At 72.6% G+C, this 19,658-nt stretch carries 15 protein-coding genes; 8 read left to right on the forward strand and 7 right to left on the reverse strand.

Annotation, left to right across the window (positions count from 1 at the left end):
• Positions 1–31 precede the first annotated feature (31 nt).
• The 6 genes from LOK46_RS00895 to LOK46_RS00920 form a co-directional block, all read right to left on the reverse strand.
• Complete coding sequence (locus LOK46_RS00895; RefSeq protein ID WP_273562048.1) at positions 32–1,288, reverse strand: glycosyltransferase family 4 protein; 1,257 nt, start codon at positions 1,286–1,288, stop codon at positions 32–34.
• Positions 1,269–2,405, reverse strand: a complete 1,137-nt coding sequence (locus tag LOK46_RS00900) for a glycosyltransferase family 4 protein (RefSeq protein WP_273562049.1) — start codon at positions 2,403–2,405, stop codon at positions 1,269–1,271. Before LOK46_RS00900 ends, LOK46_RS00895 begins: the two co-directional genes overlap by 20 nt.
• Positions 2,406–2,452: 47 nt before the next feature.
• On the reverse strand, positions 2,453–3,679 hold the full coding sequence (locus LOK46_RS00905) for a glycosyltransferase (protein WP_273562050.1): 1,227 nt from the start codon (positions 3,677–3,679) through the stop codon (positions 2,453–2,455).
• Positions 3,676–5,871 carry a GumC family protein gene (locus tag LOK46_RS00910; protein ID WP_273562051.1) on the reverse strand — a complete coding sequence of 732 codons (2,196 nt, stop codon included), beginning with the start codon at positions 5,869–5,871 and terminating at the stop codon, positions 3,676–3,678. The genes LOK46_RS00905 and LOK46_RS00910 overlap by 4 nt, the downstream gene beginning before the upstream one ends.
• An 11-nt stretch (positions 5,872–5,882) precedes the next feature.
• On the reverse strand, positions 5,883–7,052 hold the full coding sequence (locus LOK46_RS00915; RefSeq protein WP_273562052.1) for a glycosyltransferase: 1,170 nt from the start codon (positions 7,050–7,052) through the stop codon (positions 5,883–5,885).
• A 309-nt stretch (positions 7,053–7,361) separates the two neighbouring features.
• Positions 7,362–8,450 (reverse strand): acyltransferase family protein, encoded by a 1,089-nt coding sequence (locus tag LOK46_RS00920; RefSeq protein WP_273562053.1) that lies wholly within the window; start codon positions 8,448–8,450, stop codon positions 7,362–7,364.
• 390 nt (positions 8,451–8,840) lie between these two features.
• On the opposite strand from LOK46_RS00920, the gene LOK46_RS00925 reads away from it, so the two are divergent.
• From LOK46_RS00925 to LOK46_RS00960, 8 genes are all read left to right on the forward strand, one after another.
• A complete protein-coding gene (locus LOK46_RS00925; RefSeq protein WP_273564729.1) occupies positions 8,841–9,089 on the forward strand; it encodes an acyl carrier protein in 249 nt (82 codons plus the stop codon).
• A complete protein-coding gene (locus LOK46_RS00930; RefSeq protein ID WP_273562054.1) occupies positions 9,086–10,249 on the forward strand; it encodes an acyl-CoA dehydrogenase family protein in 1,164 nt (387 codons plus the stop codon). The genes LOK46_RS00925 and LOK46_RS00930 overlap by 4 nt, the downstream gene beginning before the upstream one ends.
• Positions 10,249–11,205: an amino acid--[acyl-carrier-protein] ligase gene (locus LOK46_RS00935; protein WP_273562055.1), complete on the forward strand. Its 957-nt coding sequence runs from the start codon at positions 10,249–10,251 to the stop codon at positions 11,203–11,205. Before LOK46_RS00930 ends, LOK46_RS00935 begins: the two co-directional genes overlap by 1 nt.
• A 4-nt stretch (positions 11,206–11,209) precedes the next feature.
• Positions 11,210–12,181: a DUF1839 family protein gene (locus LOK46_RS00940; RefSeq protein WP_273562056.1), complete on the forward strand. Its 972-nt coding sequence runs from the start codon at positions 11,210–11,212 to the stop codon at positions 12,179–12,181.
• 8 nt (positions 12,182–12,189) lie between these two features.
• Entirely contained in the window at positions 12,190–14,625 is a 2,436-nt protein-coding gene (locus LOK46_RS00945) for a glycosyl hydrolase 2 galactose-binding domain-containing protein (RefSeq protein ID WP_273562057.1), read from the forward strand.
• Positions 14,615–16,396 (forward strand): alpha/beta fold hydrolase, encoded by a 1,782-nt coding sequence (locus LOK46_RS00950; RefSeq protein ID WP_273562058.1) that lies wholly within the window; start codon positions 14,615–14,617, stop codon positions 16,394–16,396. Before LOK46_RS00945 ends, LOK46_RS00950 begins: the two co-directional genes overlap by 11 nt.
• Positions 16,393–17,676, forward strand: coding sequence for a hypothetical protein (locus LOK46_RS00955; protein WP_273562059.1), 1,284 nt, complete (start codon positions 16,393–16,395; stop codon positions 17,674–17,676). Before LOK46_RS00950 ends, LOK46_RS00955 begins: the two co-directional genes overlap by 4 nt.
• Before the next feature lie 65 nt (positions 17,677–17,741).
• Positions 17,742–18,566 carry an alpha/beta hydrolase gene (locus tag LOK46_RS00960; protein WP_273562060.1) on the forward strand — a complete coding sequence of 275 codons (825 nt, stop codon included), beginning with the start codon at positions 17,742–17,744 and terminating at the stop codon, positions 18,564–18,566.
• Positions 18,567–18,641: 75 nt separating this feature from the next.
• On the opposite strand, the gene cydB is transcribed toward LOK46_RS00960, so the two are convergent.
• Complete coding sequence (cydB, locus tag LOK46_RS00965) at positions 18,642–19,655, reverse strand: cytochrome d ubiquinol oxidase subunit II (RefSeq protein WP_273562061.1); 1,014 nt, start codon at positions 19,653–19,655, stop codon at positions 18,642–18,644.
• Positions 19,656–19,658 lie beyond the last annotated feature (3 nt).

The raw sequence follows: 19,658 nt of genomic DNA on the forward strand, positions 1-19,658 counted from the left end.
CGGGCATAGTTCGACGACAGGGTGGGGGTCATCATGAACGGCACTCGCTGAGGTGCGGGCGCTCCGCGCGGGCGGAAAGCTCGGGAAGCGGTTCGGTGCGGGTTGCGTCGCGGGTCGCGGCGTAGAGGTCCAGGTAGGCGGTCGCGACGGCGACCGGATCGGTGCCGGCGCGGATCCGGGCAGCGCGGGCGAGCCCTTCGGCGAGGCGGGCCGGCTCCGCGACGATCCGCGCCATCGCGGCGGCGAGCGCCGGCGCGTCGCCCGGCGGCACCAGCCAGGGGCCGGGCCCGATCTGCTCGCCGATGCCGCCGGTGGCGGTGCCGATCACCGGGACGCCGCGCCCGTAGGCCTCCGCCACCGTCCGGCCGAAGGGCTCGGGCCAGGTCGGCGGGACGACGAGACAGTCCAGATCATCGAGGAAGGCGTCGCGCTCCGCGTAGCCCAGGAAGGACACGGGCAGGCCCTCGGCCAGGCCGCGGTAGCGGTCCAGCCCGTCCACGGCGCGGCCCGCGACGGCGAGGCTCCAGCCCGATTCCGGCAGGCGTCTGCAGGCGTCGAGGAGGACGTCGAAGCCCTTCGCGCCCTCGATCCGGCCCAGGTAGCCGAACCGGATCGGCGCGCCGGGCGCCCGCTTCCCCCGCGCCACCGGCGAACCGGACGGGATCGGGTTCCAGATCACCCGGCGCAGCGACGGCGGGACCTGGGTGAAGAGGCCGGCGGCGAGGTGGCGGTCGAGGATGTCCGTGCCTACGGCGGTGACGGCCGTCACGGCGCGCTGGCAGCGCCGGTGCGGCGCGGCGTAGAGGCGGCACTTCAGGTGCTGCCGGGCGCAGGGACGCCCGTGGCGCACCATCGCGCCGTTGGTGCAGAGGCTGGTGAAGTCGTGTAGCGTGTGCACGATCGGCACTCCGATCCGCCGGAGCATCGGCCAGAGCGCCGGCGGCAGCTCGGAGATGGAGTGCGTGTTCACGAGGTCGGGGCCGAAGTCGCGGACCGCCCCCGCCATCCGGTCGAGGGCGTGGCGGTTCCACTGCGCCGCGAGCTTGTAGCGGAGGCGGTCGGCCCGCCCGCGCTGCGGCCAGTCGAGGATGTGGAACGGCGTTCCGTACCCGGTCCGGTAGACGGTGACGCCGTCCTGCAGGGCCGGTCCGCCCTCCGTCCGCGCCGGGCAGGCGACGGCGACGCCGTGGCCGAGATCCGCCTGGGTCCGGGCGAGCGTCTCGACCATCAGTTCGGCGCCGCCGACCTGCTCGGGCGGGTACAGCGAGCTAAGGTGCAGGATGCGCATGCGGCACCTCCCGGGCGGGTTGTGCCGACGCGCCGTCCCGCAGCGCGTCGAGCAGCAGAGTTTCGTAACGGCGGGCGGTCTCGGCCCAGTCGTAGCGCCGAACATTGTCGCGGCCGCGGGCGATCAGCGCGGCCCGGAGCTCGGGCTGGTCGAGCAGGCGGCGCAGGCACTCGGTCAGCGCCGCCGCGTCGGCTGGATCGAAGGTGAGGGCGCCCGCTCCGGCGATCTCGGGCGTCGCGGAGCGGTCCGAGCAGATCACCGGGCAGTCGAGGGCCTGCGCCTCCAGCACGGGCAGGCAGAACCCCTCTGCGAAGGACGGGACGCACAGGCACAGCGCCCCGCGATAGAGGGCCGCCAGCCTGTCGTCGCCGATGCGCGACAGGCGGGTCAGCGGGACCGGCGCGTCGCCGAGCGCGGCGGCGATCGCCTCGTCGGGATCCTCGCCGACGTGGACGATCCCGATCCCCGCCCGGCCGAGGCCGACCACGGCGCACGCGAGGGTGGCGAAGTTCTTGTTGTAGAGGGCGTTGCCGACCGCCAGCACGTACGGCCCCGCGGGGACCCCGGCGGCGGATCCGCCCGCCTTCGGGTCGAGCATGGCCGCGGACCGCACGGTCTGGGTCCGGCCGCGGAGGCGCGGGTAATGGTGCTCCAGATCGCGCCGCGTCGCCTCCGAGACGGCGATCACCCGGGCGCTGTTGCCGAGGACCAGGCGGAAGATCGGGTCGGTGGTCAGGGCCTCGCGGGACCGGATGCGCTCGGGCAGCGTGCGGAAGTAGAGGTCGTGCACGACGCTGACGCGGGCGCGGCCACCGAAGGCCGCACCGTAGGGATCGATGTTCAGCACCACGTCGATGGCGCGGGCGCGGCACAGCCGTGGGACGGCGAGGCACTGGCGCAGGACGTCGAGCAGCATGATCCGCGGTCGCGGCACCGTCACGACCTCGACGCGGTCGCGGATCGCCGCCGGCAGCTGGTCGCGACGCCAGGGAGAGCGGAGCACCACCGCGAAGGTGCCGCGCGCGACCAGACCGGCGATCACCCGGAAGGCGACGAGCGCCACGCCCGACGGCCGACCGGCATGCTGGCTCGGCATGTTGACGAGGACACGCGGCATGGCGGCTCTGACGGCTCCGAACGGGATGAGGGGGGATCGCCGGCCCGTCAGGCCTGGCCGGCGACCTGGAGGATGAGGTCGGCGAGATCGCGCTGCATGCGGTCGGCGCCGTAGCGGGACAGCGCCCGCTCCTGGGCGAGCGCGGTGCGCGCCCGGAAGGAATCGGGATCGGCGAACAGCCCCGACAGGGCTGCCGCGAGGCGGTCCGGTCGCCGCGGTGGCACCAGCGTCCCGGCCGCGCCGCCGTCGAGGATCTCGGCGGACGCGCCGGCATCGGTGGCGATTACCGGCACGCCGACCAGCATCGCCTCGACCAGGGTGCGGCCGAACGGTTCGGGATCGACCGAGGGGTGCACGACCGCGTCGACTGCCCGCATCAGCCGGGGAACGTCGTCGCGCTGACCGAGGAACAGCACCCGGTCCGACAGCCCTTGGCGCGCCGCGAGATCCCGCAGGTGCGCCGCGTAGGCATCCTCGCCGAAGAGCGGCGCCCCCACCACGATGCAGCCGAGGCCGGGCAGGGTCGCGAGCGCCTCGATCAGGATGTCCTGGCCCTTCCACGGGGCGAGGCGGCTGAAGACGCCGACGAGGGGGCCGTCCGGCAGGCCGAGCTCCGCGCGCAGCGTCGCGGCGGGGCAGGGCGCCGGATCGACGTCGAGGCCGTTCGGCACGATACGGATGAGGGACCGACGGCCGCCGGCCTGGACGAAGGCCCGCGCGGCGGCCTCGGAGGGCACGATCACCCGGGCAGCGCAGAGATTGGCGAGCCGGACCTGCAGGACGCGCTGCACCCGGCCGAAATGCGCGCCGTCGAGGATGTCGTGCAGGTGCCAGATCAGGGGACGCCCGACGGCGCGGGCCGCCAGGGACGAGAGCAGGAACGCCTTCTGCGAGTTGGCGTAGACCACATCGTAGGACCGGGCCGCCCCGGCGATCTCCAGCGCCAGGGCGCCGAGCTGGCCCAGGACCGGCAGGGCGCTCAACGGGGAGACATCGCGCTTGAGGCCCGCCAGGGCGGACCGGCGGCGCGCGAGGCGGATCTCCAGACCCTCATTGCGGAGGGCCTCGGTCAGCGCGCCGTCCTCGAACAGGAAGGCGCTCGAGCCCGCCCAGGGCCGGACCGCGTCGCGGAGCACCAGCTCGGCCCCCGACATGGTACCGGTATGGCTCACGAACAGGACGCGCGGCCGCGCGGCGACGCCTGAGCGCGCCGCCCGCGCCCGGTCCCTGGGGCCGCGCTCCGCGAGCGCGTGGACGGGAAGAACCTCGGTCATCGCGCGCTCGCGGCCGTGCGGGGATCGGGCAGCGGCATCACGTCGTAGGTCGACTGGTGGCCCGGCCGGACCATCGTCATGGCGATCCCGAGCACGTGCCCGCCGGCGCGGCGCAGGTTCGCCACGGTCTCGACGGTGTCGGAGAGCTGCGAGCGGCCGTAGCGGGCGCAGCAGAGCACGCCGTCGACGTGGCGGGCGAGCATCGCCGCGTCCATCAGGAGGCTGGTGGGCGGGGTGTCGAGGAGGACGAGGTCGTAGCGGCGGCTCCACCTGAGGAACTCCGCCATCCGGTCGCCCATCAGGAGCTCGGTCGAGTCGGCGGTGGGCGTCCCGGCCGGGATGACGTCGAAGCGTCCGGCCTGGACCACGGCCTCGGCCGGGTCGATCTCGCCGCGGAGCACGCCGCCGAGGCCGGGGCCGCGGCCGAGCCCGAGGGAGGCCTCGAAGTTCGGCCGCCGCAGGTCGCACTCGACCACGAGCACCCGTCGGCCGCTCGCGGCGCCGATCCCGGCGAGCGCGAAGGCCGTGAAGGACTTGCCCTCCCGCGGCTTCGCCGAGGTCACCAGGATGACGCGGGATTTGCCGCCGCCCGCCAGCACGAGATGGGCGTGCAGGTTGCGCAGGACGTTCTGCATCACCGGCTCGACCCGCGCCCGCGCCAGGGCTTCTGCCAGGTCGAGTTCGCGCTGGCGCTCGGAGAAGCGGCCGACCAGGCCGGCGGGCTCCAGGCTCGGCAGCTGCGCGAAGACCGGCGCGCCGGTGCCGGCGATCAGCTGCGCCGAGGTGCGCACGCGGCGGTCGGTGAAGTCCCGCAGCAGCGCGGCGGCGGCGGCGAGCACGCCCGCGAGCACGATGCCGCCCGCCAGGAGCGGGACGGCCTTGGGGGAGAACGGCTCCTGCGGCAGCTCGGCGAGGCTGACCAGCCGCGTGCTGCCGGTGAGGATGCGCCGCTCCGTCTCCAGCTCGCCCGCCCGCTTCACGAGATCGGCGTAGCGGGTGCGCTTGATCTCCGCGTTCCGCACCATGCCCTCGATCGAGGCCTCGTCGTCCATCGCGGCGGCGGCGTCGGTCTTCGCGGTCTCGAGCTGGACGCGCAGCGATTTGGCGAGGGCGTTCGAGGCCTCGTAGGACTTGCGCAGTCCCCGGGCGACGTTCCCGACCTCCTGCTCGATCCGCGCGCGCAGGCTCGCCTGCTCGGTCTCGAGCGCCCGGATGACGGGGTGGTTCGCGCCCAGGAGGGTGCTCTGGTTGGCGAGCTGCGCGCTGACGCCGCTGAGCTGCTGCTTCAGCGAGACGATGGTCGGGCTCGCCAGGACGGCCGGGGCGCTGTCGGCACCGCGGGCGCCCTTGGCCTCGATCTCGGAGAGCCGCGCGGCGGCGTCCGCCTTGGCGGTCTCGGCGGCCGAGAGCTGCTGGCTGATGCTGGTGAGCCGCTCCGCGCTGATCGGGGCCAGCGAGCCCTTGAGCAGGCCCTTGCGGCGCCGGAAGGTCTGGATCCGCGTCTCGTCGGCCCGGATCGAGGCGTCCAGCTGGCCGATCTCGGTGTGCAGCCAGTCGGCCGCCGCCTTGCGGCTGGAGGCCTGCGCCTCCCGCTGGTCGTCCAGGAAGGCGTTGATCACGCCGTTTGCCATCGTCTGCGCCGTCTCGGGCAGCGGCGACTTGTAGCCGATGGTGATGATGCGCGAGCGGCCGGAACTCAGCACCGTGTAGCGCTTCTGCAGGTACTCGACGAGGGCGTTGCGGTCGGTCGTGAGCTTCGTGCAGGCGGCCTCCTTCTTGTCGCTGATCCGGTCCGGCTGCCCGCGGGTGGCCGCGTAGCGGCACTCGGCCAGGACCGCGGCGACGAGGTTGTCGTCGATCGCGAGGCGCAGGAGCCGCGGGGAGCGGATCACCAGGATCTGGCTCTCGATGTCGGCCGGGTCGCCGATCTTCTGGATCCAGGCCATCGAGGCGTTGTTGGCGCCCGGCTCCGCCTCGGCGACGATCACCGAGCCGCTCGCCACGTATTGCGGCTGGATCATCAGCAGGGCGGTGACGGCGAGGCCGAAGATCGCGGCGAACACCGCCGCGAACAGGTAGCGGCGATGCCAGATCCGCGAAACGGCGGCGGCCAGTGGACCGCCGCGCGCCGGTTCCTGGGCGAGGGCGCGAACCGGCGTCCGGTCGGCCAGATCGACAGTCAGGAAGGACATGCGGCCCGCCCTCAGCCGACGGCTTCGAGGCGCGGCAGGATCCGCGGGCGCGTCTCGCAGGCGGCAAGGTGCAGGGCCATCTGCTCGTCGACGAAGTTCGAGAACCGGCTGCGGAACAGCTCGGCCGAGAACATCTCGGCCTGCGCCCAACAGGCCTCGCGGGTGAAGTGGCTCTCCTGAAGCAGGAAGCGGTGGACGCACTCGGCGACCGCCTCGGGTTCGGGCACGTCGAAGAACATCCCGGTGCGCTGCGGGCCGCGGGTCTGGACCGTCTCGCGGGCGCCGCCGCGGCCGAGCGCGAGGACCGGCGTGCCCTCCGACGTGGCCTCGACCACGATGATCCCGAAATCCTCCTCGGCCGCGAAGATGAAGGCGCGGGCCGTCGCCATGAGGTGGCGCAGCTCCGCGTCGGGCACGAAGCCGGAGAACGACACGTTGGGCCCGGCGATCTCGCGCAGCCGCGCGGCATCGGGTCCGGTGCCCGCCACCACGAGTTCGAGGTCGGGAAGCAGCGCGAAGGCGCGGATCACCGCCTCGACGTTCTTGTACGGCACGAGCCGGCTGGCCACGAGGAAGTGGTTGCCGCGCGGCCCGTCGTACCGCTGGCTCGGCAGCGTGATCGGTGGGTGGATGACCTCGGCGGTGCGGCCGTAGACCTTGTGGATGCGGCGGGCGACGAAGGCCGAGTTGGCCACGATCGCGTTGGGGCCGGCCGCCGTGCGGAAATCCCAGACGCGCATCCGGTGCAGGATCAGCCGGGCGAGCAGGCTTTTCATGCCCGCGTCGCAGCCGCTCTCTCGCAGGTAGGTGTGCTGCATGTCCCAGGCGTAGCGCATGGGCGAGTGGATGTAGGAGACGTGGAGCTGATCGGGCCCGGTCAGGACGCCCTTCGCCACCGCGTAGCTGCTCGAGATGATGAGATCGTAGGCCGACAGGTCGAACTGCTCGATCGCGAGCGGCATCAGCGGCAGGTAGTTGCGGTGCCGCGTTCGCGCGAACGGCATGCGCTGGATGAAGCTCGTACGCGCCCGGGTGTATCCCAGACGCGCCCGGTCCGCCTCCGGCAGGAAGTCGAAGAGCGCGAAGACATCGGCGTCCGGATAGATCCGCAGCAGCTGCTCGAGGACACGCTCGGCGCCACCGACGATGTACAACCAGTCGTGAACAATCGCGACACGCATCACAGCTTCCTCGTCGGTGCGCCGGACGCTGGACCATGCATTCCGTCCTGCCGGTCCCGCCTGCGACAGCGGGCCAAGGCACACACGAGAGGGTAATAGCGACGTGATCTCTAAAAAAGCGGTCACCGAGCCGGCAACAGTCGAAAATAGTGCCGATTTAGACCCGAGATGCGAGGTGTAAACTTAATTTTTGCGAATAATTAAGGTTAAGCAACGGGTTTTGTTAGAGGTGCAGTCTCTGGCTCGACCTTCGGCGGGCGCTCGCTGCGCGATGTCGGCAGACGGCCGGCCGAGGTTCAGCCACGCGGCCTACGAAGCGGCCGGAGCGGGCAGGAGGGCGGGAGACTGCCGCCGGTCGAGCCGACGCCGCAGGGCCGCGATCACCGGCGTCTCGACGTACCGGAACAGCAGCTCCCCGGAGGCGACCGCCGCCGGGAACGCGATCGCGAAGATCAGGGCGGCGCGCGCGAGTCCAGGCGCCGCGACGAGGGACGCGATCTTGGCGGCGCTGTGCAGCAGCAGGTTGTGAACCAGGTAGAAGGAATAGCTGGCATTGCCCTGGGACAGGAGCCAGCGCGACTTCAGGGCGATGCCGGCCCGCTCCAGCAGCAGCATCGCACCCACGATCAGGACGGCCGCGGCCCCCCAGACGAGCGGGCGGGCGAACCCCGACAGTTCGGGACTGGCGCCGAGCGCTTCGGTCACGATCTGGCCGCCGAGGATGAGCACCAGCGCCGCCGCGCCGGCCGCGCCGGCGACCCGTCGGACCGGGAAGCCCGCGGGCGGCGCTCCCAGCCTCAGATAGGCGTAGCCCAGCCCGATGCCGGCGGCGAACTCGATGAGGATCGGTTTCGTGTAGTACGCCCAGTAGAGGCTCGACGCGGGCAGCAATCCGAGGAGGATCAGCGCCAGGAAGATCGCGCCCGCGCCGAGCGCCCGGAAGGCGGGCCTCGGCACCAGCAGCAGTCCCGCGAAGACCACGTAGAAGAACATCTCGTAATTGAGGGTCCAGCCCACGGAGTTCAGCGGCTCGATGTAGCCGCCCCGGGAGAACGGCAGGAACAGCAGGGACTGGACGACGTAGTCCGGCCGCATCTCCACGATCCCGATGGGCTTCAAGCCGGTCAGCGCGATCAGCGCCAGGCCGATCGTGACGAACCAGTAGACCGGGACGACGCGCGACGCGCGGCGGAGCAGGAACTCGCCCGGTCTCTCGCGGCGCCCGCTCGTGCTCACGAACATGATGAACCCGGAGAGCACGAAGAACACGTCGACTCCGCTCGCGCCGAAGGCGAGCAGGTCCGGTCGCGGCAGCACGGGGCCGATGTAGAGACCGAAATGCGTGAGGAAGACGAGGTACGACGCGAGGGCGCGCAGGATTTGCAGGTTGTAGATCATCGCGCGCCGGCAGATCGCTGGGCCCGCCCGGGACGGGCGACGCTGCACCCTTATGGCCGACATGGCCCCGCCGCGTCACGACGAGTCCGGAATCGTCCTAAATGCCGCCGCGTACCGAATTAAGACCACGCTGGCCATTTACGCGCTTGAGCCGCTAGATCCGCGAAATCGCTGGACGGACGATCACGAAATCAAGAGCTGGAAAGTGATCGTAAAGGTGGCGCCGCCAAATGTGGGCCACCGGCTGCATCGGGCTCCTGATTGCACGGCCCGCAGCCCTGTCCTGACCAGTGCGGACCGCTATTTACTATTAATCAATAGATAATTTGACGGCGGGCCGATCCGTTCAATAGCGTCGCGACAACCGGTATAAGGAGTTCCGCCTTGAACATCGCTCAAGATATCCGTGAGATTCTGGGCTCGAACGAAGCCTTCGCCGGGAAGGCCGACCAGCTCTCCGAGGACGACAGCCTTTTCGATCTCGGCCTGGACTCGTTCGGTTCGGTCCAGCTGATGCTGGGCCTCGAGGAGCGCTTCAATATCGAGTTCCCCGACGAGCTCCTGAACCGCAAGTCGTTCTCGTCGATCCGCGCGATCCGCGAGGCCGTCTCCACCCTGATCCAGCAGGAAGCCGCATGAGCACGCTCGCCGCGCGCGCCGAGCGGGCCGCGGCGGTGGCGGCCCGCCACGCCGACGCTGTCGACCGCGAGGGCCGCTTTCCCGAGGAGGCCGTGGCCGCGATGAAGGCCGAGCAGCTGCTCGGCCTTCAGATCCCGGGGCAGTTCGGCGGTGAGGGGGCCGGGCTGGTGCAGATCGCCGAGCTGTGCAGCACGCTCGGGCAGGCCTGCAGCGCGGCCGCGATGGTCTTCGCGATGCACCACATCAAGGTGTCCAGCCTCGTGACGCACGGCCTCGACAGCCCGTGGCACGGACGCCTGATGGAGCGCATCGCGCGCGAGCAGCTGCTGGTCGCCTCCTCGACCACCGAGGCGGGCATCGGCGGCGACCTGCGCAACAGCCTCTGCGCCGTGGAGACCGCCGGCGAGGTCTTCGCCCTCGGCAAGGACGCGTCGGTGATCTCCTACGGCGCCCACGCCGACCTGATCCTCGCCACGGCCCGGCGCCATCCGGACGCGGCCACGTCCGATCAGGTCCTCGTCGCGCTGATGGCCGATCAGATCTCCCTCGTGCGCACCGGGGACTGGGACACCCTCGGCATGCGCGGGACCTGCAGCGACGGCTTCCGGCTGGAGGCCCGGAATGTCCCGGTCGAGCAGATCCTTCCGAAGCCGTTCGCGGAGATCGCCGCCCAGTCGATGCTGGCCTCCTCGCACCTGCTGTGGAGCAGTGTCTGGTACGGGATCGCGACCTACGCGGTCGATCGCGCCCGCGCCTTCGTGCAGGCCGAGGCGCGGCGCCGGCCCGGGCAGGTCCCGCCGACCGCGACGCGCCTGGCCGAGGTCTCCAACGCGCACCAAGCCATGCGCGGCACCATCGTGTCGGCCCTGCGCCGCTTCGAGGACGCACACGGGGACGCCGACACGATCGGGTCTGTCGGCTTCTGCGTGATGCTCAACAACCTGAAGATCACCGTCTCCGACATGGCGGTCGACATCGTCCGGCGGGCGCTCGCCATCGTCGGCCTCGCCGGCTACCGCAACGACACGCCCTTCAGCCTGGGACGGCCGCTGCGCGACGTCCTCTCCGCGCCGCTGATGATCGGCAACGACCGCATCCTCGCCAACACCGCCAAGCTCCTGCTCGTGCAGAAGGGCAGCGGCCAGCTCATGAGCGCGTGATGGAATCGATCTCCTCTCCCCCCGGCGACGTCGTGCTCGAGGACGAGCCGGCCGGCGGCCCGACCTTCCTCGACCGCCTGTTCGACCACGGCCTGCTCGTCCGGACCGGCGTCGACGGCCTCTACGGCCGCAGCGGCGGCTTCGAGAGCGTCGTCGACGCCCTCGACCGGATGATCACGCGCCTCGGGGACGCCGAGGGGGCCGAGGTGCTGCGCTTCCCGCCGGCCATGAGCCGCCCGGCCTTCGAGCGCAGCGGCTACCTGAAGGGCTTCCCGAACCTCGCCGGCACCGTCCACAGCTTCTGCGGCGACGCGCGCGGCCACGCCGAGATCCTCGCGTGCCTCGAGGCCGGCACGGACTGGACCGGCCAGCAGGAGGCTACCGACATCGTGCTGACGCCCGCGGCCTGCTACCCGGTCTACCCGGTCGCCGCCGCGCGGGGCGCGCTGCCGGCCGAGGGCCGCCTGTTCGACCTGCAATCCTACTGCTTCCGGCGCGAGCCCTCGCTCGAACCGACCCGGATGCAGCTCTTCCGGATGCGCGAGTACGTGCGCATGGGCAGCCCCGAGCAGGTTCTGGCCTTCCGCGAATCCTGGCTCGAGCGCGGCACGGCCATGATCCGCGCCCTCGGCCTCCCCCTCGCGATCGACGCGGCCAACGACCCGTTCTTCGGCCGCGCCGGCCGGATGCTCGCCAACAACCAGCGGGCGCAGGGGCTGAAGTTCGAGCTGAACGTCCCGGTCAACAGCGTCGACAAGCCGACGGCCTGCCTCAGCTTCAACTATCACCAGGATCATTTCGGCAGCACCTGGGAGCTGCGTCAGGCGGACGGCGAGGTCGCCCACACGGCCTGCGTCGGCTTCGGCCTGGAGCGGATCACCCTGGCGCTCCTGCGCCACCACGGGCTCGATCTCGCCGCCTGGCCCGAGGCCGTGCGCGCCGAGCTGTGGGGCTGAGGCGGTGACCGCCGCTCTGCGCCTGCCGGACGGTCTCGGAGCCGCGGGACCGTACGTCCCGCATCCGCTCCACGATTCCGGCCGCGACTGGCCGGAGACGAACTGCTACGTCGACCTCTGGATCGAGCTCCTGCACGGCCGCGGCCTCGTCCCGGAGGCGATGCTGGGCTTCACCCTGCGGCAGGACTTCGAAGGCGACCAGTTCACCTTCTTCAAACCGCCGACCGGCGACATCGAGCGGCTCTACGGTCTCGAGGTGCTGGAGCTCGCGGTCTACGGCGGCCTCGAGAACCACGCCGTGATCCAGGCCGCGGCCGGCCGGCCGGTCCTGGTCGAGGTCGACGCGATCCACCTGCCCGACACGCAGGGGACCACCTACGGCCGCGAGCACGGCAAGACTACGATCGGGATCCTGGCCCTCGATCCGGCCTCTCAGGAACTCGACTACCTGCACAACGCGGGTCGCTTCCGGCTCTCGGGGGCGGATTACGCCGGGATCTTCGGGCCGGCGACGTTGCCGCCCTACGCCGAGTTCGTGAAGGCCGTTGCCGCGCCGCTCGGCACGGCGGAGCTGCCGACGGTCGCGCGCGAACTGCTCGTCCGGCATCGAGCCCGGGCGCCCCGGCGCAACCCCGTCCTGGCGTTCCGCGACGCCCTCGCGGCGAGTGCCGGGAATCTGGTCGTCCGGCCGCTCGGCGTGTTCCACGCCTATGCCTTCAACACGACGCGCCAGCTCGGCGCCAATTTCGAGATGCTCGCCAGCCATCTCACGTGGCTCGAAGCCCGGGAGGCCGGCGGATTCGCGCCCGCCGCCGCGGCCGCCGCGGATCTCAGCCGCGAGGCCAAGGCCTTCCAGTTCCAGCTCGCCCGCGCCTTCCACCGCCGCTCGGCCGAGGGCATGGCGCCGCGCCTCGACCGCCTCGCGGCGACCTACGATCGCGTCTTCGCGGACCTCGACCGCGCGCTGGACGGCTGAGAGCCGCGATGGCCCGCATCCGCAGCGTCGACGATCGGGCGCCGGAGGTCGAGCTCGGGCCGTGGCGGCTCGCCGCGACGCCGCCGGGCGCCTGCGCAGGGCCCGGCGACCTCGACGCGGTCACCGACTGGATCCCGGCCGAGGTTCCCGGCACGGCCGCCGCCGCCCTGCAGGCGGCCGGACGCTGGAGCGCCGCGGCGCCGGAGCCGATCCACGACCGCGACGTCTGGTATCGGACCCACCTCACCGGCTCCGGCCCGGCCCGGCTGCGCTTCGCGGGTCTCGCCACCATCGCCGAGATCTGGCTCGACGGCATCCCGGTCCTCTGCACCCGCTCGATGTTCGAGGAGCACGTCGTCGACGTGGATCTCGGCGGCACCTCCGAGCTCGCGCTGTGCTTCCGCGCGCTCCGGGCGGCGCTCGACCGTCCGGCCAAGCGCGGGCGCTGGCGGCCGCGGATGATCACGCCCGGGTCGCTGCGCCACCTGCGCACCAGCGTCCTCGGATTCATGCCGGGCTGGTGTCCCGAGATCGACCATGTCGGTCCCTACCGCCCGCTGACGGTCGAGCCTGTCCGCCTCCGGGTATCCGCCGCGGACGTGCGTCCGACCCTCGACGGCGACATCGGCCGCCTGGCCGTGAGTCTGCGGGTCGACGGACCGGTCGGCACCGTCCGCCTCCGGTGCGGCGGCGGCGAAGCCCCGCTCGCCGAGGTCGAGCCGGGCGTGTTCGCGGGCGCCCTGGCGCTGCCCGGCATCGCGCCCTGGTGGCCGCATACCCACGGGGTGCCGAACCTCCACCCGGTCGAGGTCCGCGTCGACGATGCGGGGGTCGACCTGGGCCTCGTCGGCTTCCGGACCCTGGCGCTCACGCGGCCGTTCGAGGAGGGTCTCGCGCTGGCCGTGAACGGCGTGCCGGTCTTCTGCCGCGGCGCCGTCTGGACGCCGCCGGACCTCGTCGGGCTGGGCTCGGACGGCGCTCGCACGCTGCTCGGGCTGGCGCGCGCGGCCGGCATGAACATGCTGCGCGTCCCGGGGACGACGCTCTATCCGCCCCCGGACTTCTACGATCTCTGCGACGAGCTCGGCATCCTGGTCTGGCAGGACCTGATGCTCGCCAACTTCGACTACCCGCACGCCGACCCGGCCTTCGCGGCCGAGCTCGACCGCGAGCTGTCGGGCTTCCTCGACCGGACGCAGACCGCGCCGTCGCTCTGCGTGATCTGCGGCGGGAGCGAGGTCTGGCAGCAGGCAGCGATGCTCGGGGCGCCGCGCGCCGTCTGGGCCGACGCGTTCTGCGCCGGGACCCTGCCCGGGCGCGTGGCGGCGCTGCGCCCCGATCTCGTCGTCGTGCCGAACTCGCCCTCCGGCGGCGACCTGCCGTTCTCGCCGCGCGGGGGCTGCACCCACTATTTCGGGGTCGGTGCCTATCGACGGCCGATCGAGGATGCCCGCCGGGCCGAGGTCGGCTTCGCCAGCGAGTGCCTCGCCTTCGCCAACCCGCCGGAGCCCGGCACGCCGGGCCCGACCGGGCCGGCGGACCCGCTCTGGCAGTCCGGAATCCCTCAGGACCGCGGCGCCGACTGGGACTTCGAGACGGTGCGCGACCACTACGTCGGCGCGCTCTACGGCGTCGATCCGGCCGCGCTGCGCGCCGAAGATCCGGACCGCTACCTGGAGCTCGGCCGCGCCGCGGTGGCGGAGGTCATGGAGGCGACCTTCGCGGAGTGGCGCCGGCCGCGCTCGCCGACGGCCGGGGGCCTCGTCCTGATGCTGCGCGACCTCGCGCCCGGCGCCGGCTGGGGCGTGATCGACTGGACTCAGCGCCCGAAATCCGCCTGGTACGCGCTGAAGCGCGCCTTCCGCCCGGTCCAGGTCCTCCTCACCGACGAGGGCCTCGACGGCCTGCACGTCCACATCCTCAACGAGACGGCCGAGGCCCGGGCGCTGACCCTGACTCTGACCTTCTGCGAGGCCGGTGGCCGCGTCGCGGCGCGCGCCGAGCGCGACCTCGTGGCCGGCCCGCGGTCGGCGCTGACGCTCACCTCCGCCGCCCTGCTCGGCCGCTTCTTCGACGCCGCCGACAGCTACCGGTTCGGGCCACGGATCCACGATCTCGCCCACGCGCAACTGAGCGACGCCGACGGGAGCGCGATCGCAGAGAGCTTCCACGTCCCCGGCGCGCGGCCGGTCGATCGATCGGCCATCGGTCTCCGGGCCGAGCCGGTCGCGACCGCGGAGGGGCCCGGTCTGCGGATCAGCACCGACCGCTTCGCCCGTGGCATCCAGGTGCTGGCCCCCGGCGCGCGGCCGGATGACAGCGGCTTCCATCTCGCGCCGGGAGCGAGCCGGATCGTCACCTTCGCGGAGGCCGCCCGGCCTCCGCGCGGGCGGGTGCGGGCGATCAACAGCGATGAGATCGTGGAATTCGGTCATGACGGTTGAGGTCGGGTTCGAGGCCGCGGTGCCGGTGACCTTCGAGGGGCTGTTCGGGTGGCTTCATCCGGCGGCCGGGACCCGGGGCGTGATCCTCTGCGGGGCCTACGGTTTCGAGCAGATGGCCGCGCATCGGCCCTGGCGCTTCCTGGCCGAGAGCCTCGCCGCGGCGGGCTGCCCGACTCTGCGCTTCGACTATGCGGGCGAGGGCGACTCGTCCGATCCCGAAGAGGCGCGGGTCGATGCCTGCGTCGCGGCGGTCCGCCAGGCCATCGGGTTCCTGCGCGCGACGGCCGGCGTCACGGAGATCGTGGTGGTCGGCCTGCGTCTGGGCGCGACCTTCGCGGCCCTGGCCGGTCAGGACGAGGCCGTGGACCGCCTCGTCCTGCTGGCGCCGGTCACGACCGGGCGCGCCTATCTGCGCGAGATGCGTCTGCGGGCGCAGACGATCGGCCGCCTGCCGGACGGGTCGGCCCCGGCACAGGACCCGGACAACCTCACCGTCGGCGGCTTCCGGATGGAGGCGGCCTTCCTCGCCGATCTCGCCGACCTGAACCTCGCGCGGCTCGATCGGGCGCCGGCCGGCCGCGCGCTGCTCCTCGCATCCGACACCAAGGCGCTGGCCGCACGCCTCGGCGCTCTCGGCTGCGACGTGACGACCGGTGCGTTCCCGGGTCTCGCGGCGCTCGTCGCCGACCCGATCTTCTCCGACATCCCGACCGCGGACTTCGCCCGCGTGATCGACTTCGCGACCGAGGGCATGCCGGCCGCCGGGCCACGAACTGGCGGCACCGTCGCCGGTAGCAAACTTCCGAACGGCCTGACCGGGCCGGGCTGGACCGAGGTGCCGGTTCGATTCGCGCGCGGCCTGCTCGGCATCCGGTGCCGGCCGGATCGGGCGGAAGGACCGGTGCCGACCATCCTGTTCGTCTCGACCGGCATGAGCGTGCACTCGGGCTGGGGCCGCCAGACCACGGATCTCGCCCGGCGCCTCGCCGCGGAGGGGATCGCGTCGTTCCGGTTCGACCTGCGCGGCATCGGCGACAGCGACGACCGGCCGGACGGCCGCAAGCCCCTCTTCGCCGCGGACGGGTTCGCCGACGTCGTGGCGGCGATCGATCAGATCGCTGCCACGGGCGGCCCGATCATTCTGGTGGGCGGATGCAGCGGCGCCTACGCGGCCTTCCACGCCCTCTGCCGGGACCGCAGGGTCGACGGGGCGCTCCTGCTGAATCTCTACTGCTTCGACTGGGATCCGGATCAGGACCTCGACCAGGTCATCCGGCAGACCTTCGGGAGCGCGTCCACCTACGCGGCCCTGCTCAAGCGGGGTGCGACGTGGCGGCGGCTGATGCGCGGCGAGATCCGGATCGCCGCGATCGCCACCGTCCTCGCCCGGCGCGGGATCGAGGCCGCGATCCGCCGAATTCGCCGGACTCTCCGTGCCGGGCCGCTCGGGGGCTCGCCCGCCCGGCGGATCGCCGCCCTGCGGCGCCGGGGCGCCGAGATCCGCCTGCTCTACAGCGCGGGCGATCCCGGGCTCGCGGCCGTCCGCCGCCATCTCGGACGCTCGCCCGGAACAGCGGACCGCCGCGTCGGCGCGCCCGTAACGGTGGTGCCGGGCGTGGACCACAATTTCGGGTCCCGCGCGGCCCAGGCCCGGGTCGCCGAGGCGCTGCAGGACCTCCTGCGGGCCGTCCGGCACACCCACGCGACGCGCACCGCCGCGGCTGAGGCCGCCGCGCCGCGCGGCAGCCTCACCCTGGCGGGCCGGACGTGACTCGCCTCACGCGCCGGTCGGCCCTCGCCCTGGCGGCGGGCGCTCTGGCGGCCGGTCGAGCCGTCGCGGCCGAACCGCTGCACCGCTGCGAGGCGCTGATCGACTCGATCGGCGTCAACGTGCATCTCGGCCATCGCGGCAGCCCCTACGTCGACCGCTTCGCCGCCTGCGCCCAGGCGCTCGACGAACTCGGGATCCGCCACCTGCGCGACGATATCGTGCTCGTCGGCGACGAGCCGGCCGGGCAGTTCGAGCGGATCGCCGATCTGGCCGACCGGGGCTACCGTTTCAGCCTGATCTTCTACGACGGGCTCACGCCGGGGCCGCGCGTGCCCCCGGAGCGCTTCGCCGAGATCGCCGGCTGGGCCGGCGACGGGCTCCTCGTGGCGGAGGGCGGCAACGAGCCGCCGGTGGCGGCGCGGCCGGGCCTCGCGCGGCTGTCGGCCGATCATCAGACCGCACTCTTCCGCGCGGTCCGGGCGGATGCCCGGGCCGAGGCCGTGCGGGTTGCCGGGCCGAGCTACATCCAGGGCAACGTCGCGGCGGCGCAGAACCTCGCCGCGGTGGTCGACCTCGCGAACATCCACGCCTATCCGGGAGCCGAGCACCCGGAGACCGACGGTGGCGGCAGCCTCGCGCGCTTCGTCGCGGCCGCGCGGCCGGTCTTCGGCGAGGCGCCGGTGATCGCGACCGAGAACGGCTACCACACGGCGCTCGCCACCGGCAGCGCCCACCTGCCGATCTCGCCGGGGCTGCGCGCCCGGTACCTCCCGCGGATGCTGCTCTGGAGCTACCTCCAGGGCGTGCGGCGGACCTACCTGTACGAGCTGATCTCCAGCTTCGACCGCGGCGACGCGGATCCCGAGAGCCGTTTCGGCCTTCTCGCCCACGATGGCCGCCCGACCCCCGCCTTCGCCGCGGTGCGCAACCTCGTCCGGCTGTTCGGCGCCCCGACCGCGGAGAGCGCCGCCGTTCCGGCCGATCGCGACGTCACGCTCGCCGGCCCCGTTCCCGATCTCGTGACCGCGCGGTTCGCGCGGCGAGACGGGGCGACGCTCGTCCCGATCTGGCTCGGCCTCGACGGGTGGGACCGGCGCAGCCGCGCACCGCGGCCGGACGTGCCGGTGCGGACCGCCGAGCTCCGCCTGTCGCGCCAGCCCCGGCGGGTGCGCCTCCATCGCTTCGACGACGACGGCGCCGTGCGCGTGGTGGATCTTCCCGCGGACAGGCGGGTGCCGATCCCGGTCACGGACCGACTCGGCGTCGTCGAGCTGACGTAGCGCGACCGCCGACGAAGCCCGTCCCCAGACGCGCCTGAACTCCGACCCTCGCGGAGGCCGACTCCATGCTGAGCTACCTGGGTGACAAGATCGTCGGCCTGACCCTCGCGGTCCTGAACGCGCTCGCGCCGCTCGAAGTCCACGTCGACAAGGGCGTCCCCTACGCTGCCGGGAGCGAGCACCGGGCGGACATCTACCGGCCGGCCGCGGGGAAGCCGCGCCCTGTCGCCGTGTTCCTGTACGGCGGCGGATGGCGGACCGGATCGAAGGATGAGGTCGCCTATGTCGGTGCGGCCTTCGCGCGGCGGGGTGTCGTCGCGGTCATCCCCGATTACCGCCACGTCCCGGCGGCGACCCTCCAGGACATCCTCGCGGACAACGCTGCCGCCGTCGCCTGGACGATCGCGCACGCGGCCGAGTACGGCGGCGATCCCGCCCGTGTCACCGTCGTGGGGCACTCCTCGGGGGCCTGGGCCGCCGCGATGCTGGGGCTCGACCGGACCTGGCTCGAGCGGGCCGGCTCCAGTCCCGCCAAGCTCGCCGGCATCGTCGGCCTGGCCGGGCCCTACGCGACGTCGGCGCTGACCGATCCGCAGGATCGCCAGGTGTTCGTGGGCAGCGACCCGGCGATGCAGCCGATCAACCACGCCGCGGATTCCCACCCCGCGATGCTGCTGGCCACCGGTGCGGCGGATCTCGACGTCAATCCCGCCGGAACCCTGGCGCTCGACCGCGAGTTGCGGGGCTTCGACGGCCAGGAGACCATGAAGATCTACCCCGGTCTCGGCCACGGGCAGATCGTTCACGCGATGAGCTTCCCGTTCAGTCTCCGGTTCTCGGTCGCGGACGACGTCGCGCGCTTCGTCAAGGGCGCCCGTGCCGGCCCGTGAGGCGGAGCGCGAGAGGGCAGGGACCGACGCGGCCCGCGCCGATCCCTGCCGCCCGCGCCCCGACGGGCCGCGATTTCAGTGATAGCCCGGCGCGCCCGCCGCGACCTTGCCGCGGAACAGCCAGTAGACGTAGGCCGTGTAGGCGAGGATCATCGGCACCAGGACCACCGCGCCGGCCAGCAGGAACGCCTGGCTGCTCGGGTGGGTCGCCGCGTCCCAGATCGAGATCGCCGGCGGGACGATCATCGGCCACAGGCTGATCCCGAGCCCGACATACGACATCAGGAACAGCCCCAGGGCGCAGAGGAACGGCGCGACCTCGGCCCGACGATCGAGCGCGACGAAGAAGCGCCACGCCAGCAGCGCGACCAGGGCCGGCACCGGCGCGGCCAGGGCAAGGTTCGGCCAGGACAGCCAGCGCGCCCGGAACGCCTCGCTCAGGATCGGCATCGCGGCCGAGACGATCACGATGGCCGCCAGCGTGGCGAGGCCGAGCCGGCGCGCGAGCCTGTAGGCCCGGAGCTGGAGCTCGCCCTCCGTCTTCCAGATCAGCCAGCAGGCGCCGAGCAGGCCGTAGCCAGCCACCAGGGCGGCGCCGGTCAGCAGCGAGAACGGCGTCAGCCAGTCCCACCAGCCGCCCGCGTAGGCCCGACCCTCGACCCGGATGCCCTGGACCAGGGCCCCGAGGCAGATGCCCTGGCAGAAGGTCGCCACGTAGCTGCCCCACGAGAACGACCGGTCCCAGGTCCGCTGGCTCGCGGGGGAGGCCGCGCGGAACCGCATCTCGAAGGCGACGCCGCGGAAGACCAGTGCCAGGAGCATCAGGATCAGCGGCATGTAGAGGGCCGGCAGGATCGTGGCGTAGGCCAGCGGGAACACCGCGAACAGCCCGCCGCCGCCGAGGATAAGCCAGGTCTCGTTGCCGTCCCAGACCGGCGCGACGGTGTTGACCATGACGTCGCGGTCCGCCTTGCCGCGCACCGCCGGGAACAGGATGCCGACTCCGAGGTCGAAGCCGTCCATCACCACGTAGAGGAAGACCGCGGTGGCGATGAGGAGCGCCCAGATGAGCGTGAGGTCGAGGGACATCGG

The organism is Methylobacterium sp. NMS14P (assembly GCF_028583545.1).
GTDB lineage: Bacteria > Pseudomonadota > Alphaproteobacteria > Rhizobiales > Beijerinckiaceae > Methylobacterium.

What these genes read in the sequence shown, in the direction of transcription:
- LOK46_RS00895 (WP_273562048.1), bottom strand. Translation starts at nt 1,288, where the DNA reads ATGCGCATCCTGCACCTTAGCTCGCTGTACCCGCCCGAGCAGGTCGGC.
- LOK46_RS00900 (WP_273562049.1), bottom strand. Translation starts at nt 2,405, where the DNA reads ATGCCGCGTGTCCTCGTCAACATGCCGAGCCAGCATGCCGGTCGGCCG.
- LOK46_RS00905 (WP_273562050.1), bottom strand. Translation starts at nt 3,679, where the DNA reads ATGACCGAGGTTCTTCCCGTCCACGCGCTCGCGGAGCGCGGCCCCAGG.
- LOK46_RS00910 (WP_273562051.1), bottom strand. Translation starts at nt 5,871, where the DNA reads ATGTCCTTCCTGACTGTCGATCTGGCCGACCGGACGCCGGTTCGCGCC.
- LOK46_RS00915 (WP_273562052.1), bottom strand. Translation starts at nt 7,052, where the DNA reads ATGCGTGTCGCGATTGTTCACGACTGGTTGTACATCGTCGGTGGCGCC.
- LOK46_RS00920 (WP_273562053.1), bottom strand. Translation starts at nt 8,450, where the DNA reads ATGATCTACAACCTGCAAATCCTGCGCGCCCTCGCGTCGTACCTCGTC.
- LOK46_RS00930 (WP_273562054.1), top strand. Translation starts at nt 9,086, where the DNA reads ATGAGCACGCTCGCCGCGCGCGCCGAGCGGGCCGCGGCGGTGGCGGCC.
- LOK46_RS00935 (WP_273562055.1), top strand. Translation starts at nt 10,249, where the DNA reads ATGGAATCGATCTCCTCTCCCCCCGGCGACGTCGTGCTCGAGGACGAG.
- LOK46_RS00945 (WP_273562057.1), top strand. Translation starts at nt 12,190, where the DNA reads ATGGCCCGCATCCGCAGCGTCGACGATCGGGCGCCGGAGGTCGAGCTC.
- LOK46_RS00950 (WP_273562058.1), top strand. Translation starts at nt 14,615, where the DNA reads ATGACGGTTGAGGTCGGGTTCGAGGCCGCGGTGCCGGTGACCTTCGAG.
- LOK46_RS00960 (WP_273562060.1), top strand. Translation starts at nt 17,742, where the DNA reads ATGCTGAGCTACCTGGGTGACAAGATCGTCGGCCTGACCCTCGCGGTC.
- cydB (WP_273562061.1), bottom strand. Translation starts at nt 19,655, where the DNA reads ATGTCCCTCGACCTCACGCTCATCTGGGCGCTCCTCATCGCCACCGCG.